Genomic DNA, 17,492 nt, shown 5'->3' with positions numbered 1-17,492 from the left:
CGGCAACTGTTTTATTGCATTGGAATCCTGCTCGATCTATTTCTCAATAGTCCAGAGACCTCATCATGCCGATCACAAAGTCCTGACGGCTAAAATAATAGCCCTGGAACAGATCGCTTGCCTAATAATTGGCCTCCCAACACGGGCACGCAACATGACTCTTGTTTTCTATCATTTCTAAAAAAGGATAACGTCCATGCCACTCTTTAAATCTACACTTTCGGCCATTCAAAAGGCCGGTGCTGCGGCATTCGTAGCTGACGCCAGGCTCAAAAGTGTCGTGAAGAAGTTGTCCCAACAAGTCAATGCGGCCATGGTCGAAGATCCTTTTCACCTCGGCAATGATTCATTGTTCGAAGGCTGGAAAACCGTTGCTCGACTCGCTCAAACAATGTCCGGGATAGAACAAGAGATTCAAAAGGTCTATCAGGTCGCATCCGAATTGAGCCTTGACGTGCAAGCCTTTGCCGTCCAGATTCCTGCCCTTGCGGCGCCGACCCGGTCTGACGGGTTGAGCACCATCCCTCAAAATGACCTTGCCCCCACCGACGTGGTGATCAAGAAGAAAACGAAGGCGTCTAAAGCCAAAGCGCCTGCTGTGGCCAAAACACGCGTAGCAAAGAAGGCAAGAGGTTCGATTCAGGAAAAGGCGACCGCAGCGGATCAAGCGCCGTCGGATGTTTCGCCAAAGACCAAAACAGCATCGAAGAATAAAGCTGGTCCTGCAAAGTCCAGAGTGCCAAAAGTTACTGTTGGAACGGACCAACCGAAAGAACCCAGTGGCAACTCCGCCAAACTGTTGCAACATTTGCAGGGCGTCCTCAATCAGGCTGACTTCATCCCGATTAACCAGACTGAAATTGGCAGCGAAATAGGCGTCCCACTTGGTTCAATGACTGCAGCCATTAAGAACCTGATCAAACTCGGACGAATTGTTGCTGGGCCACCAGGAGCCTACAAGTTGACAACCCAATAAAAATGCAAAAAAACCCCCCAAGAGGCCTCAGTAAGGGGCCTCTTGGGGGGATTTATTTTATGGCGCTCAGGTATTACGAGACCTTCACGCGGACTGTCACATAGATGTGGGCGTCAAGAGCGTTTTTTCTTTCTCTTTTGTCATGTATTTTTTCTCGATGCCAAACACTCAACGCCCCCAGTGATCTGGGTCGTTGAGTGTTGACGTTAAAAATTGGTGGCTTTGCCGTGAAGCAACACACCGATTTGATACTTCGGTGAACTAAGCCGTTCGCAATTTTGGCTGGACACCCCTGGGACGCCGTGTACACCGGACCATCGAGGGCGCGCCGACATACGCACTGCCTTTCTGAACACGCGTCAACCTGCCTTCCTTTTGGATTTCATCCGCGTTTAAAGGGATGCTGCGTGCTTGCGAGGCAAGTGCCGTATCCAATGTGACCATGGCGCCATTGCTGGTGCCCATCTGGCGCGCTTGGAGTTGTTCAAAGTCACAAGTCGTGTCCATCTTGGAACTCGTCTTGCGTGTCGTAGCCTTCATCGCGAAGAGCAGTGCTTGGGTAATGTCGCAGGCGACACTGATCCCAATTTTCTTGTTGCCAGCGAAAAGCTCGAAGACATAGCTTTTGGCAGGGAGGCGATCGTTCTTCAATTTCATACAGATGTACCCTAGTTGTCGAGGCCAGCCCGATGGACTTGACCTTTGTTTAAAATTTTTGTGGAGTTCTGCCCGTCTTACGCTGTAACCGGCCTTGCGGCGGTCAGACAAAAAACGGTGGTTTCGGATGGCGGCAATCTGGGTTAGCCGCCAAGACTGATTGGGTGGGGGTGCATGTCAAGGCCACTCACGCCTGGTCGGATAAGCAGACCTCAACATGCTGACCGGGCTTGTGAGTTTGACCTCACGGGCCCGGTTTTCCTGTCAGTCGGTTAATTAGGCCGACCTTTTTGACATTCCGTGATTGCTCACGAATTCACATTGCTGCGAGGAAACGGGAAAGCACCGCATAGCGATGGCTTTCCTGTACCGGATCCGCAAACGCGGTACAGGAAAACCCTCTCCAGTGGCCATCTCACAAAGTTGACATGCCGGAACGAACCGACGGACAGGGGCACCCTGAAGGCGCAATTCTGGCATAAAACGCCCGGACCTACAAATTCCGTGCGAAAAGTGAACCCCAATAGTGCAATAGTGAAAAAAATGCAGTAATATGGCGAATCTTTGTGGCAAGTCCACATCCGTCGCCCTACTCGTGGCGGCATTTCATTTGATAAGCCTTGAGCTTATCCTTACCTCAGCCTCATCCGCTGATTGCAGGCAGAACAGTCAAACGACTGAGAGCTTTGCTCTTCGCCATGTGATTCATGGCCGACAACCTCTCAATACAACCTGTCAATGCCGGGTGGACTCCTTTCTTTCGTGGTTAAATTTTCCACCGGCTTATCAAGAAAAACCTCACGGGTCTGACCAGTGAGGTTTTTTCGTTTCCCCCTCTCACGTTTCCGACTTCCCCGCCCTGTCGATTGAGCCCTTGCTGGCTCTCGATTGGCGCCGACCTTTGTGACTGCGCTCTGACAGAGCGCATCCACATGGGCCGGTGCCTGCCACCTCGCTTATCACGCAATTTTTCGACGCAAGTCGATAAAGCTCGTCGTCGCTACACGCGACGGCATTTCATGAAATGTCAAACCCTATCGGGACGCCTTCCCGACGGGGATTGGTGCGTCTCCGATTCATTGGAGCAATCAATGACACAAACCAACTTATGGCTTCCCGGCTTTGAATTCGCCGATGCCCTTTTTGGGCTCACGCCAATTCAGACCGAAGTTCCCATCGAGCCCGTCTCGATTACTCAACAAGAGCCGCAGAGTACCGAAATTCAAGAGGTCCCCTGTTTCGATGCGTCCTCAACCGAAGACACATTAACCCAAGCAGAATCATTGCCTGAAAATGCTGCACCTTCCCTCGTCATGGCCCAACCGGCCACAGCGCAGGATGTTGGTCTAAGCGAGCCACCCTGGCCCTTGCTGGCCAAAGACGTACATGAAGACCTACGTGGTCAAGTGACAAAATTCGACGCCAACGTTGAAGCCATTGAGCTCCTTCGGGTGCTCGAAGCCGAGATGACGCCGCCCACCCTCGCGCAGCGTCAGACACTCAACCGTTACACCGGCTGGGGCGGGATCAAACATCCCTTTGATAGCCCATATCATCTGGCCCAGGAGTGGGTCAACCGCGCCAAACAACTCAAGTCACTTCTCAGCGAAGACGAGTTCGAAAGCGCAAAGGAGAGCACGCTCAACGCGCACTTCACGCCCATTCCTGTCATCGACCAACTCTGGACGATACTTCGCCAAATCGGCTTTACCGGTGGGCGGATTATTGAACCTGCCGGCGGCATAGGTTTTATGCTTGGCGCAATGCCAAGCGACATCGCGCAGCGCTCCAGCGTAACGGCGGTAGAAATTGACGATCTGAGTGCTCGTTTCCTGAAAGTGCTCTACGGTAGTCATGCCAATGTGCTGCACATGGGCTTTGAAAAGACGAACCTGCCAGAGCAGTATTTCGATCTGGTCATAGGCAACGTTCCTTTTGGGAATTACAGCGTCGGAGATCTTCGCCGTAAGACTTATTCAGACTGGGCTATTCACAATTACTTTGTGGGACGTTCGCTGGATTTGGTCCGTCCCGGTGGCCTCGTTGCTGTGATCACGTCGGCGTACTTCATGGACAACAGCAATGACAAAGTTCGCGACGTAATTGCCAGAAAGGCCAAGCTGCTCGGAGCAATCCGTTTGCCAGCAGGCACGTTCTCAGAAATTGCTAACACTGACGTGGTGGCCGATCTGGTCATCCTCCAAAAGAGATCATCCACGGAAACTCTCACGCGCGAGGAGCGGGAGAACTGGGTAGAGACCACATTGTTGCTGGACGAAGACGGCACAAAAATGCGAGTAGGCAACTACACCCAAGGACAGAATGTCAACAGCTACTGGATGAAAAACCCACAAGCTGTTGTTGGCGTCTGGACTGAAATCAGCAGGAATCAGGGACAGTCAATTGTTCCAAAGCTTCCCAAGGGCGCCGATCTCATGGTTGAAATGGAGCGCGCGTCCAAGGTCATTCCGCAAGGGGTCTATGCCCCTGCAACGCAGCAAGTCAAGGAAGTCTTGCTGGCAGTCGCTGACGGTTCGAACGCGGTACTGCCGGGGTCGTATGTGATCGAAGGTGGTGACATCTACCGATTCAATGGACACAGCCTTGAAAAGACCGGGGTCAAAGGCAAGAAAGCCGAACGCATCGCTGGGATGGCGCTCATTCGCGATACAGCGCAGGCCCTGATCAAGGAACAATGCAAGTCAGACGCCGCCGAATCCGTAATGTCAACCTTGCGCTTTCAACTCAACGTGCGCTATGACAGCTTCATCGCGAAGCACGGGTTCATCTCTACCAAGGGAAACCGTCAGGCGATGGGATCTGACCCAACCTGGCCCCTGTTGCTCTCCCTTGAGATGTACAACCTCGAAGAAGAAACGGCCAGCAAGGCAGATATATTTTTCGAGAGAACGATCTTCTCCACAGCGATACCAAAGTCAGCCGACAACGCCGAGGATGCACTGGCGATCTGCGTGGCCGAGTTAGGCTGCATTGACGTTGACTTTATCGGCCAATTACTGGCTGCCGATGGCAAACGGGCTCTCGACGGACTGGCTGCCATCGGCGCAGTGTTCGTCGATCCGATGACCATGGCGTATCAGACGGCGACAGAGTATTTGTCGGGCAACGTCCGCGACAAACTCGTGATTGCGCAATCCGCCGGACTGGCCTTTGACAGAAATGTCCGCGCGCTGGAAGAAAGTCTGCCCCCCGATCTCAACCCAACTGACATCGATGTCATACCGGGAGCGGCGTGGATTCCAATCGATGTGACCGAGGCGTTCCTCAGAGAACTGGTTGCGGAAGAATGGAAGGGATCGAACTGGGCAAGCGTCAACATCGGCTATGAGTTGACCACTGGCACATGGAGTGTCAAGTCCAGTGGGCCCACGGGAACCGCCATGTGCGTCACCTGGGGCACTTCACGGATAAACGGGTTTGCACTGTTTGAAAAGTGCATGAATCAGATTGACGCGGAGGTCTTCGATAGCTTTGGTGACAGCCCTGTTCTGAATGCGTCCGAAACGGCGCAAGCAAGGATGAAGCAAGATGAACTCCGTGCCGAATACGCACGGTGGATTTGGTCCGACGACGACCGCGCCAAGCAATTGTGCCGGCTGTACAACGACAAGTACAACTGCTGGGCGATACGCAAGTATGACGGTTCAAACCTACGACTGCCAGGATACAGCCAGTCGCTGGCACTGCGTCAATTCCAGCTCAACGCGATTGCACGAATAGCCACTGGATGCAACACGCTGCTGGCGCACGTTGTCGGCGCAGGAAAGACCATCACCATGGTCTGTGGCTCCATGGAGCTACGCCGACTGGGAATTGCCAAGAAGCCATTTCATGTGGTTCCCAACCACTGCCTGGAGCAGTATTGCGCCGAGTTCATGCGGGCTTACCCAAATGCATCGGTGCTGATGGCAACAAAAGCAGACTTCGAGAAAGACAAGCGACAGACCTTTGTGGCCAAGTGCGCAACGGGCAACTGGGACGCAGTGGTGCTCACGCACTCCATGTTCGAGCGGATCGCCGCAGATCAAGTGATTGTTGAGGACTACCTCAAACGCATACTGAGCGAATTGCGCGCTGCCAAAGATGCCGGAGCGTTGGACCGTACGGCAGCTCGCGCTGTCAATAAGTTCATAAAAGATTGGGAAGCCCGGCTTGAAAAGCTCCAGGCCAGCTGGAAAAAAGACCAGCTTATCTCCTTGTCGGAAACGGGCTGCGATTGGGTGTTCTTCGATGAGTGCCATGTCGCGAAAAATCTGTTCCGGATTTCGAGCATGAAAAACATAGCCGGCTTGAGCAACAGCAATAGCCAGCGATCATTCGATTTGTTGCTCAAATGCGTTCAGCTCATGAGGCTGCACGGCGACCGCGAGCGAGGCCTTTGCTTTGCTTCCGGCACGGTCATAAGCAACACCATGGCTGAACTCCATGTAGCGCAGCGCTACTTGCAACCGTATGCGCTGGAGAAGGCAGGTCTCGAGAAATTTGATGCTTGGGCCGCGCAATTCGGCCGGGCTGTGAGCTCGATGGAAGTCAGCCCCGACGGATCTAGCTTCCGGCTCAATAAGCGATTTAAGCAATTTGTGAATATGCCGGAACTGATGGGTCTTTTCAGGCAAGTTGCTGATATTCAGACCAAGGAAATGCTCGACTTGCCAGTTCCAAAACTGGTGACCGGGTCCTACCAGATATGTGCCGTTGAGCCTTCAAATGAGGTCAAAGAGTACGTCGCAGACTTGGTGGAGCGTGTTGAGGCCATTCGTGACAGGCAGGTCAAGCCCGCAGAGGACAACATGCTGGCGATTACAGGAGACGGACAGAAAGTTGCTTTGGACATGCGTCTGATACGCCCCAGAACACCATTCGATCCGAAAGGAAAGGTGGCCATGTGCATAGACAACGTCTACCGCATTTGGGAGATGACTGCGAGCTTTAAGGGGGCACAAATCATATTTTCGGATATGGGAACTCCCACTGGACACTCGCTCAATCTGTATGAGGACATGCGGACCAGGTTGGTGGCCAAAGGTATTCCACACCACGAGATCGCGTTCATTCACGAAGCGCAAACACACCACGCCAAGTCAGCGTTGTTTGCCAAGGTTCGGGCCGGTACGATTCGCGTACTGATTGGCTCAACGTCAAAGTGCGGGATGGGTACCAATGTGCAGACCCGGCTGTATGCCGTTCATCACCTGACTACCCCTTGGCGGCCTTCGGATTTGCAGCAAAGAGACGGAAGAATTGAGCGCCAGGGCAACACCTGCGAGGCTATCGAGATATGGAGGTACGTGACTTCCGGGACCTTTGATGCCTACATGTGGCAGACGTTGACAGCGAAAGCGGGCTTCATTGCCCAGGTCCTATCGGGTAACGCTGAGGTTCGTTCTGTTGAAGACGCCATGATGGCGACCTTGTCGTATGACGAGGTCAAGGCCATTGCGTGTGGCAACCCCGCTGTGCGAGAAAAGGCAACCATAGACGCCGAGATAATGGGCTTATCGCTCAAATTGAAGCATCACCGGGACAGTGTGTGGAATTCAAAAGAAGAACTCTGGCGCTTACCGATCAAGATTGCTGAACACAAGCGTCAGGCAGTCGAGTATGCGAAATTCCACGAGCAAGTTCTGGCCTCAGACGGGCAAGGTCGAGGCTTCGGGATGGTCGTCAATGGCAAGAAGTTTTCCGATCCTGAAAAGATCGAGAAGATCATCACCCTGAGCATCAGGGAGCTGAAGGAACTCCAAAAGGCAGGGTTGATCTCGGAAGAGAGGTTGATTGGAACGCTTTGCGGAGTGGACATCTTCTATGGTCGCAGTTATGGTGATTTCAAAATAACAGCCCGCAGCAGCAACGGTGGGGCCAGCATCGACATTGGCACGTACTCCACCGGGGATTCTGTCATCCGCAAGCTCGGTGAGATTGAACAGCGTTTATTGGCTGTTGTGCAAGACAACGAAAATCGCGCGAATTACCTGACTCAGCAGTTGCCTATTCTGGAGCGCATTGCGCAAAGTGAATTTGCAGACACAGGGAAGCTTGAATCGCTGCGGGCCCGTTCCAAAGAAATAGCCATTGAATTGGGTTTGCTCAAGGCGATGGCGGGAACCGATGGACAGGCTGACGGAACCGAGATCAGTTCGGAACTTGCCGCAACACTCGCGGGGGAAGACGAATCTACACAGGACGGCACGGAAGCGTCCGAAGAAAACGAAGAGCACGACGAATGTCTGCTCACAGAAGCCTTCTGCTAAAACTATCAATGTAAAACGCCCCAACACACTCTCGAAGTGTGTTGGGGCGTTTTTTTTCGTCCGCACTTTATTCGGATGGGCCAGCCGGCATAGTTAAGCAGGTGTTGCTGGCCATAGTTGACAGCGTGTAGGGTGATTCCAAAGCGGTCGCCAGCGTGCTCCTGTCCATAGTTAAACAGGTGTGGCTGGAAGTGCCAACCCCGGCCGAACCACTCCTCTGGTGTTCATCTTGTGCGGACGTGACGGATGTGGCGAAGTGGCATAGTTGGTTGAGTGTTTTGGCGCGTCAGGCGCCTCCCCGGCTTGTCAGGGCAAGTGCACCAGGGTCGAGCGACACTGATGGGCCGCCGCAAAGGCGCCACTAGACATAGTTGATTGAGTGTTAGGCACGGGGGTCTTGTCTTCCAACCTCATTTTCCATAGTCAAACAGGTGTGGCCCTATCAATGAGCCAAAGTGGCATAGTTGGTTGAGTGATTTAGCTTGGCAGAGGCCTCCCCGGCTTGCCAGGGCACATGCACCAGGGGCGAGATTCACGGATGGCCCACCGCAAATGCGACACTGGACATAGTTGATTGAGTGTTAGGCACGGGGGTCTTGTCTTCCAACCTCATTTTCCATAGTCGAACAGGTGTGGGCTGACTGCTGGGCACGAGACTGGAGGCCGAGCGGACCATAGTCAAACAGGTGTGACCATCAATGAGTCGGAATTGGCATAGTTGATCGAGTGTTTTAGAGCGACAGAGGATTCCCCAGCTTGCCAGTGCATAGTGCATCAGGTGCGAGTTACACGGATCGCCCACCGCGAAGGCGCCACCTGACATAGTTGATTAAGTGTTTGTTCACGGTTGTCTTGTCTTCCACCCTCATTTTCCATAGTCAAACAGGTGTGGCCTGACGGTGCGGTAAGGGTCTGCCCCAGCTTGCCAGGGCATAGTGCACCAGGTGCAAGCTACACCGATGTCCCGCCGCAAAAGCGCCTCTGGACATAGTTGATTGAGTGTTTGTCCACGGTTATCTTGTCTTCCACACTCATTTTCCATAGTCAAACAGGTGTAACCTGACTGCTGGGCACGAAACTGGAGGCCGAGCTGACCATAGTCCAACAGGTGTGACCCATCAATGAGTCGAATTGGCATAGTTGATTGAGTGTTTGTCCAAGGTTGTCACGCCGTCCACCGGCATTTGCCATACCTAAAAACATGTTTCCTGGCGGCGCGCCATGAGCCTTGAGGCCGAACAGGGCCATAGTCAAACAGGTGTTGACCCCTCGGTTGGGCGACACGGCATAGTTGGTTGGGTGTTTGGCCACGGTGGTCGAGTCATTCCCTCCCCTTTTCCGTATAGTCAAACAGGTGTGAACAGACGGCGCGGCGTGAACCCTGCGGCTCAATAAGGCACATAGTCGATCAGGTGTTGGAAGCTGTGGGACTCAGAATGGCATAGTTCATCAGGTGCAAAACCATTACCTAGAATCTGTGGATAACTTGATAGTTCATCGCGTGTTTCCAATCTAGTCGATAAGGTGTTTCGTCAATAGTTGATCAAATGTTTGATTAATAGTCCATTAAAGGTTATCCCAGGGCGAAACATCAATTAAAACAATGGGTTATGTACTTTCTTAGTCTTCTTTCTTTAGTCTTCTCTTTTTAGTCTAAAGAGCGCGAGACTAAAAAAACCAGATTCATCGCTGTTGAAAATCACACCTGATCAACTATGTTGACCGATTGACAGCAACAATCCGGCAATCGAAACTGCGCCAACTTCAACTGCGACTTATGAAAAACATTTCGGCACTTCTATCGGACGCATTTGCAATCGACGTTGATGTCGTACCACAACCACTGACAACTGAGTCCGCGTTGTCATTACCACCTGTTTCAAAGGCCCGTCAAGGAAAAGTAAGCAGCGCGGAATTTGCCCGCATGAAAGCCAAGGAAGCACAAGAAAGGCTGATCAGCAATTCAGAACAGATCGTGCTGGATCTTGCCCTGCCCGATTGGAATGATCTTTTCCGAGGCGTGCCCAACGGTTTTCTTCGAAGTGGCCTTTTCACCGCACGTTCGAAGTCAGTTCGTGAGGAAATCAAAGGAACACGCATCGCGTCACTGAGCAACTTCGACGTCCACTACACTGGGTGCGAACTACGACAGGACGATTTAAGTGCTTGGATTGCACTGATGACCCGGGCCAGGCTGCAGCCCATTGGCGACAAGATTTATTTTGTTGCCTATTCATTGGTGAAGGACTTGGGATGGAGTCTTAATTCGGCGAGTTATGCACGACTCAAATCATGCATCGAACGTCTCAAGCTGACATCATTGAAAATTGGATCAAAGGATCAAAAATCCGCGTATGTTGGATCTTTGGTCCGGGACTTCGCCTACGATGAATTGGATGACAAGGGCAATGTCAGTTGGATGATCCGTGTGGAGCCAGGTATTGCCAAGTTGTTTGTCGATGAAAACACCACTTTTTTAGAGTGGGAAGAACGCAAGCGCTTGGGCACGCGCAACTCGTTAGCCCAATGGCTTCACGGCTATTATTCAAGTCACACAATACCAATTCCCATCTCGATAGGGAAGCTCCGCGAGCTATGCGAAAGTGGGCAAAAATCGTTACCCAACTTCAAAATACGCACACGCCAAGCCTTGGAGTTACTCGTCGAAAATGGTTGTCTACTGCGGTACTCGATTACTAACGATTTGGTGTATGTAACCAAGTCCCCTCGGCGCCTGCGCAGTGTAGGCGATTGAAGCATTCACTTTACGCGACACCTATTGAACTTAGGCGCCACCGAACTGGCGCAAACAGGTCAAAAATCAACCCAGGCAGTTTCTCAAGGGCCGGATGGTATCGCGACCTTGACGGCAGGTTTTGAAGGCACAGCCGGCTTATGCTGACGGGCTCGTTGATAGGTTGTCGTGGCAGGCTTGGAAGGTTGAACGGTGACTGGGTAATGCGACATGACACCCAGCACATCATTATCTGGGAGCTTGAATACCGGCACCACCAGGACCAAGTCCCGGACCTGGTATTTAAAGCCGCTCACGGCGGCTATTTCCTCCACCAGAGCCGCAGTCTGCCTATTCCGGGTAAAAACGCCATCCAATCCGATGCAAATAAGCCACCGATTCCGGCCCCGACCTTGCCAGTCATTCTGATTCAAAACCGCCAGTCAGCGCTATTGCACAACACCCCAAAAGCCTGAAATGCCACCGTCAACATAAGACCCATAAGAGTCGTACACGACAGGCTGCTTTCCGGTTACCCAGTTCAGCTCCAGTCAGAAGCCGTTGGCGGCATTCGGCAAGGTGTCCTTAGGAGCCAGTGGAGGTCTTCTGGTCAAGCGACCTGTCCACCTTGGAAGCCGCCGTCCGCCGACCACGGCGATTCGAAGGCGCAAAATGAGCCAGCGACCAAACTATTGAAAAACTGATCATTTGGGGGAGTTCTCGGTGCTCAAAAAAATAACCAAGCTGCAAAACATTGGACTGTTCCAGAGTGGAACGCCGGTGCCCGCCGAATTTGATCGCGTGACGCTGTTGTATGCCGAGAATGGACGCGGCAAGTCCACGCTGGCAACTCTGCTGCGTGCCTGCGCCCTTGGCGATGCCACAAAGCTGCAGGCCAAGAAGACTCTCGACACCGCTACGCCGCAGGAGGCGGCGCTGCTGTTCGAGTTTGGCGGCAAGAACACCCCAATCACCTTCTCAAACGGAGCATGGAACGCCAGTGTGCCGCAGATGCTGGTGTTCGACGCCGAGTTCGTGGAGCAGAACGTCTATTCCGGCCAGGAAGTCAGGCCGGAGCAGCGACAGGCACTTCTGGAGTTTGCCCTGGGCGATCAGGCGGTCAAGCTGCAAAAGCAAATCGGCGACCTGACCAAGAAGATCAGCCTGGAAACGAGCAGGCGCGGCGACGCCGAGAAGCGCATCGCCGGTTTCTCCCAACAATTGCCGCTGGCGCAGTTCATCGTCCTCGCACCCGTTCCCGATGCCCAACAGCAGATCGACGCGCTTCGCAAGCGTGTTGATGCGGCGAAGAACGCAGCCGCTCTCGCCGTTCGGCAAGTGCCGGCCGCTCTCGTTGCTCCCGCCTTCGACACGGACGCGTTCTTCGCCGTGCTGGCGAAGAAGCTGGCGGACGTTGAAAAGGATGCGGAGACCGTGGTGCGACAGCACTTCGCTAAGCATCCGGCGCCGCCGGGAATCGAAGCCTGGGTCAGCACCGGACAGAGCTTCGTCGGCGCCGATGACTGCCCATTCTGCGGGCAGACCCTCGAAGGTCTGGCGCTTATCGAAGCCTACAAAGGCTATTTCAACCAAGCCTATGCCGACCTCAAAAAACAGGTTGGGGCGCTCGCGCAGCAAGCCGCGACCGGTCTGGCAGACGAGCGGATTAGCGCACTAACTGCGCAGGCTGCCACCAACACGGCGCGCATCGAAGCCTGGAAAGATCAGCTCGAAATTGCTCCGCCCCCGTTGCCCTCCGATCAGCTCACGCAGGCAATCGCCGGCGCACGGGCTGGGGCAACCGCTCTAGTCGCAGCCAAACAAGGCCAGCCGCTTGATGCTTTCGGCGAGGCGACCGACAAGGCGGTGATCCTTGAACGGCTGGGCCAGATCGGCACGGCGGTGATGGCTTACAACGCGCAGATCAATGCCGCGATTGGCATGATCGACGGGTTTAAGAAGAAGCTCACCGGCGAGGACGTCCCGGCGCTGCAAACTCAGATTCGCAATCTCGAAATCGCCCTGGCGCGACAGCATGCCGACGCGATCAAGGCAGTCGGCGACTACCAAGCCGCCGAGGCGGAGCGGAAGAAGCGCGACGACGAGAAGAAGAAGAACCGCGCCCAGCTCGATCTGCTCATGGCCGCCACGCTGATTCAGTATCAAGGCCAGATCAACCAAATGCTGGGCGCGTTCGGAGCCGGCTTCACCATTGAGCAGATGAAGCCGAACTATCAAGGCACCGGCGACCCGCGCACGGAATACGGCCTCCGCTTGCGGGACCGACCGGTGCCGTTGGGGAGCCGCAAGGACGCCGGCGCGCATTTCGGCTCCACGTTGAGCGAGGGCGACAAGCGGACGCTCGCCTTCGCGTTCTTTCTGGCGAGGGTGACCGCCGACCCAGCGATGCTGAAGGATCAAATCCTCGTTCTCGACGACCCAGTGTGTAGCCTCGATCGAAACCGTCGCGCGCAGACCGTTGAAATGCTTGCCGAGCTTGCCGGCAAGTGTGCACAGATGATCGTGCTCTCGCACGACGCCTATTTCGCCCGCGAACAGCGGGACATGCTCGCCAAGAACCATCCGGCGGTGGTCCCGCGTATTGGCGGCATTTCGCGGGTGCAGGGCGACTATTCGGCGTTTGCGGCCTGCGACATTGACGATTTGTGCGCGTCGGACTACTACCGCCATCACCGCCAGTTGACCGAATTCATCGCCGGCACCTACCAGGGGAACATCCGCGACGTGGCCAAGGCCGTGCGCCTGTTTCTTGAGGGCTTCTACCATCGCCGCTTCCCCGGCTTGCTGCCGACGCGCTGCACGTTCGGCGGGGTGATCCTGGCGATAACGCAAGCCCCTGTTGGGACGCCGATCAGGTGCCTGCAGCCCCGCGTCGAAGAAATGACCAAGCTGAACAACTACGCGGGTCGCTTCCATCACGACACAAACCCCGGCAACGCCGATACCGCTCCGGTCACGGACGGCGAGCTGAAGCCATACGTCCAGCGGGCGCTCGCGCTGGTCTACCAAGGGTGATCGCATACCCAATTGGTTGAAATTGTGGCGACAGAGCGGACTGTCGGGATATTGATGCCAATGTCAGGTATCGGGCAGGCAATTTGAACTTCTGTAGACCCGCTTACGCTGCAATGCAGCCAGATGGATTCAGTGGTGAGCAGCAGCACCCTGGTCAGCATAGTCCGGAACGTTGGTCAACATTTTCCAGAAAATGTACTGGCAAGGCTGGGCCCGGAATCGGTGGCTTTTTTGAATCGGAACGACTGGCTTCTTTGCGCCGGATTGGGTGGCGTTTTTGGTCCGGAATACGCAGCAGTCTGCTCCGTCGTCAAATCCATCTGTGTGGCGGCCTCACCCACCTGCGCAACCCTGATACTTTGTTCACTGCCCGCCAGGCTGATCTTACCCATGATGTCGGTCATACGTTCGATGGATTTCACAACGTCGGGCATGGCCACGCCTGCTTGATCGACCTACGCGGTGCCTTGCCCGACCCGCTGCGCGTTCGTGTTGATCATGGTCCTGATTTCTTTCGCCGCATCGGCCGATCACCTGGCAAGTGAGCGCATTTCTGATGCGACCACCGCAAAGCCTCGGCCCTGCTCGCCGGCGCTCCCCGACATTTGCCTTTGGCCTGACGCGCTTGTGCTTGCCAAACACCGGTTTTCAAAAAGCCGAAGAGCCCGATAATTTAGCCGTCCTGCCCGGGGAAATTTGAAGTGGCCACCAGGCCACCCGATAAAGTCCATTTGGCAACAACGTTAACAACACGACTAGCCTTGGCAGGCGTCAAGCCTTTGGTTGTTTTCAGAAACGCTAGAGGAACATAACGACACGAATTTTCTATTATTTATGCAAAAAACCATAGTTTTCAGGCTGTTTAGTTCAGTTTTGTGTGTATTCTAGGGAGCATGGCTGACCAATCTACATTGATTTACGTTTTTGGCGCAACACTTGAGGCCATTGAACATGCCAGCGGATGTGCGCTGTTTGCGGCTCGTTTTTATGGTGCTCGCCATGGTCTCAACGAAGGCTTCAACGACCGGTCCTACGCTATTCCGATCTTGGACATCGACGGCAACTTGATTGAGTTTGATCGCGTTTGGCGAAGCGTGAACACCTTCATCGAATTTTCGAGGGAGCGGCCGCAATATACCTTTTTCGTTGCTGATATTTTGGCCGCGGCTACAACAGAGCAGGCACGGGCGTTCGTCAAATTGTTCGGCCGTGCACCAAAGAATTGCCTGTTGTGTGACGAACTTATCACTCTAAAAAGTGAGATACCCACGTGTTAGGCGGATTTTTATGTTTCGCCTCGATTTTGAAATGTCAGGAGGCATCTCAACGAAATAGCCCTGATCGCGGCACTGCTGGAATTGAAAAATATTCAGAGATTTCTGCCTCATCTGCAGTCGATTGAGAGGGCGTTCTTTTGAGCAAAATACTTGCCGGTGGTGTTGTCTTCGGGGCCCAGGATTATTTGGAGGACCCGTTGCCTGCGCAGCATTTGCTTGAATTAGCCCGGTCCAAGCATGGCTTCGCGCTGTGCCTGTGTGCCACGCCGCATCGCCAGCTTGTTATCCGGGAAATAAAAGGCGTCCTGTATCTTGCTGTCTGGCCCAATGATGGGCACCATCACGATCCAGGCTGCGAATTCTTCCGAGATATCCCGGGCGAGGCTGTACAGAAAAAAGAAAAAGGCGTGGCCCCTGAAAAGGATTCGCAAACCCGGGCCAGGTCAGCCCTATTGCCCGCCGCCCGGGTCAACGCGGATGGAAAGTGGGATGTCAACGTTGACCTGCCAAAACAACGCGGCAACCTGTCCCCCGCAGCTGCAGTTCATACCGTCCAACCGGATCTACCTGGGTTAATCAGCCGCCCCTCACGCAACAGCCTCAGTCTTCAGCAGTTCCTGTCCTGGATGTGGGATTCGACCTCAATGGTTCGTTGGGCCACCGGATGGCGTCGTGACTGGTGGCGTGTGTGTCGAGCCATTCGCACCGAGGCCGAGGCTGTGACCCTGCGCGGGCAGAACCTCAATGATTTGCTCTATATTCCACCGCCTTTCCGGAAGGACCGGGAAGCTGAGATCCAAGCCGAATGGCAGGCATTTGTCCAACCTCTGAACGACTCAGCTGCGCAAGGGCAGCCAAAGAGGGGCTTCCTGCTTGTTGAGATCAAAGTTGTCGATCGCACCGAGTATGGATACAAGTTTCAAGCCCGAAACTTGGCTCGTCCAATCTTCATTGATGAACACCTCCACGCGCAAATAACCAAGCAGGCTCCCCTTGCGTTGGCTCATTTGCCCCGGCTCAAAGAGCAAAAACTCAAGTGTTCAGTGATTGCGCTCATTGTGGTCGAGGCCACCAGCAAGGGCAATTTGCGCGCACTCGATGCCACACTCATGCTTACGAATGACTATTACATTCCGGTGACCACCATCTACGAGCTCGAACTGGCCAACACGCTTTGCCAGGCCGACCGCACCTTTACCCGCGGCGTAGGTAAGCATATGGGCGCCGATTTTGTTCTGAGGGACACATTGCCGGCAACAGCAATGGTAATTTCAAGTCTGCACTCGTCCGACTATGTTCGTCAGCGTGATGAAGTCATTGAAGAGTGTCAGAGGAATGGTTGCGAAATCTGGCATTGGCAGCCCAGCGCCGCGCAACCCATACCCGACATCCCGCCGCCCTCTCAGCGACAACTGCAGCGATTCAACGGGAAGAACTAAGACCGCTGATTTTTTCCGAGAGTTGGCCCAATTGCACTCCGATCCGTAACGCGACCCTTTCAAATTCAGAATTTTGATCACGCAATTTTGAGTTGGCCCGGAGTTGCTCGATGAGTTCCCGTTGGGTTTCTGCAGTGGCGTCATATTTGACCATCAACATGGTGCGTATGGAGTCGAGCCGCGTCATGGTGTTGACGCAATTCTTGAGCACCGTATCTTGCTCACCCACCTTGGACAACAAAGCCGTCACGGAATCAAACAACAACTCCAACTGACTTTGAATATCGCCCGGCACCTGAGGCGATGATGAACTTTGAGCCTTGGCGTGCGCCGGCGCCCCACCCTCCCCCACATTACGCCCAGCTGCCAATGGCTGATCAGGCGAGTCGAGAACGAGCTTCTTGGCCCGTCCGATGACTAAGCAGATTCGCTCCAAAGCGGCCAAGGAATACATTGTTCGGCGTTGCCCCTGCCCGATGGAACGTTCCGCAAGGACCAATTTTCCATCGTCCGACCATCGCCTGAGCGTTGGATACGAGGGGGCGTCATAGCCATACTTCGCACGCAACAGCCTTTGGGCCTTCAGCAGATCAATTGGTTGCTTGTATCCTGAAATATCGCTCATTTGTTTCATGAGCGATATTTTGAACCGTTTCTTGCGATTTGCAAATGTTTCACGGGTCTTATGCAAAATGCAGATCGCATAAACCCTTGTCATGCAAGGAAATATAGCAAAAAAATCGAATTTAAAAAAACGACGTGAAACAGTCCAAAATTCGAAGGCTGAAAAACGACGGTCCATTTTAGGCTGAAGAAAATGGTCATTCTTGAACGGTGGAACGCCGCTGATCTTTCCACTCTGCGCCACTGAGAATTTCACTGTGGTGATTGTCATAGCAAGCCGTTTGGCCTCAACCATGTCGACCAGTCATCCCGGCTCCAAAATTCCACGGCCCAATGTGGATTGAACTCGACCACCACCACAGACAAGAATTCGTGCGACAAGTGTTATCCGATTGATAGAAAAATAGCGGTCATATTTCAGAATTGGCATTAAATCGCGACGTTTAACCTAAGGGATAATCGTTGCGTATGTGAAAG

Annotated in this window: 10 protein-coding genes; 7 read left to right on the top strand and 3 right to left on the bottom strand. The window is 53.8% G+C overall.

The window, feature by feature from the left end:
• The first annotated feature begins 196 nt into the window (after positions 1–196).
• Positions 197–976: a hypothetical protein gene (locus RFER_RS21775; protein ID WP_011458756.1), complete on the top strand. Its 780-nt coding sequence runs from the start codon at positions 197–199 to the stop codon at positions 974–976.
• Between the two features lie 261 nt (positions 977–1,237).
• On the opposite strand, the gene RFER_RS21770 is transcribed toward RFER_RS21775, so the two are convergent.
• A complete protein-coding gene (locus tag RFER_RS21770; protein WP_041793302.1) occupies positions 1,238–1,633 on the bottom strand; it encodes a hypothetical protein in 396 nt (131 codons plus the stop codon).
• A 1,091-nt stretch (positions 1,634–2,724) separates the two neighbouring features.
• Here RFER_RS21770 and RFER_RS21765 point away from each other — a divergent pair.
• The 4 genes from RFER_RS21765 to RFER_RS21750 all read left to right on the top strand — a co-directional run bounded on the left by RFER_RS21765 (position 2,725) and on the right by RFER_RS21750 (position 13,675).
• Entirely contained in the window at positions 2,725–7,905 is a 5,181-nt protein-coding gene (locus tag RFER_RS21765) for an Eco57I restriction-modification methylase domain-containing protein (RefSeq protein ID WP_011458758.1), read from the top strand.
• A gap of 1,777 nt (positions 7,906–9,682) precedes the next feature.
• Positions 9,683–10,660 carry a plasmid replication initiator TrfA gene (trfA, locus tag RFER_RS21760; RefSeq protein ID WP_011458759.1) on the top strand — a complete coding sequence of 326 codons (978 nt, stop codon included), beginning with the start codon at positions 9,683–9,685 and terminating at the stop codon, positions 10,658–10,660.
• Positions 10,661–10,845: 185 nt separating this feature from the next.
• Positions 10,846–11,115, top strand: coding sequence for a hypothetical protein (locus tag RFER_RS21755; RefSeq protein WP_166485897.1), 270 nt, complete (start codon positions 10,846–10,848; stop codon positions 11,113–11,115).
• A gap of 247 nt (positions 11,116–11,362) precedes the next feature.
• The gene (locus RFER_RS21750; protein WP_011458761.1) at positions 11,363–13,675 is read left to right on the top strand and encodes an AAA family ATPase; all 2,313 of its coding nucleotides are present in this window, start codon (positions 11,363–11,365) and stop codon (positions 13,673–13,675) included.
• Between the two features lie 176 nt (positions 13,676–13,851).
• Here RFER_RS21750 and RFER_RS25145 read toward each other — a convergent pair whose 3' ends face one another.
• Positions 13,852–14,109, bottom strand: a complete 258-nt coding sequence (locus RFER_RS25145; RefSeq protein WP_244095919.1) for a hypothetical protein — start codon at positions 14,107–14,109, stop codon at positions 13,852–13,854.
• 459 nt (positions 14,110–14,568) lie between these two features.
• Here RFER_RS25145 and RFER_RS21740 point away from each other — a divergent pair, with 459 nt between their 5' ends.
• On the top strand, positions 14,569–14,952 hold the full coding sequence (locus tag RFER_RS21740; RefSeq protein ID WP_011458762.1) for an A1S_2505 family phage non-structural protein: 384 nt from the start codon (positions 14,569–14,571) through the stop codon (positions 14,950–14,952).
• 137 nt (positions 14,953–15,089) lie between these two features.
• Positions 15,090–16,391: a DUF1173 family protein gene (locus RFER_RS21735; protein WP_011458763.1), complete on the top strand. Its 1,302-nt coding sequence runs from the start codon at positions 15,090–15,092 to the stop codon at positions 16,389–16,391.
• Here the strand turns inward: RFER_RS21735 and RFER_RS21730 are convergent.
• Positions 16,375–17,310, bottom strand: a complete 936-nt coding sequence (locus RFER_RS21730; RefSeq protein ID WP_011458764.1) for a hypothetical protein — start codon at positions 17,308–17,310, stop codon at positions 16,375–16,377. The two genes, RFER_RS21735 and RFER_RS21730, sit on opposite strands and share 17 nt — an antisense overlap.
• Positions 17,311–17,492: the final 182 nt, after the last annotated feature.

The organism is Rhodoferax ferrireducens T118 (assembly GCF_000013605.1).
Classification (GTDB): Bacteria; Pseudomonadota; Gammaproteobacteria; order Burkholderiales; family Burkholderiaceae_C; genus Rhodoferax; species Rhodoferax ferrireducens.
Note: the sequence above shows the minus strand (reverse complement) of the source record. Positions and strands in the feature narration are given on the sequence as shown.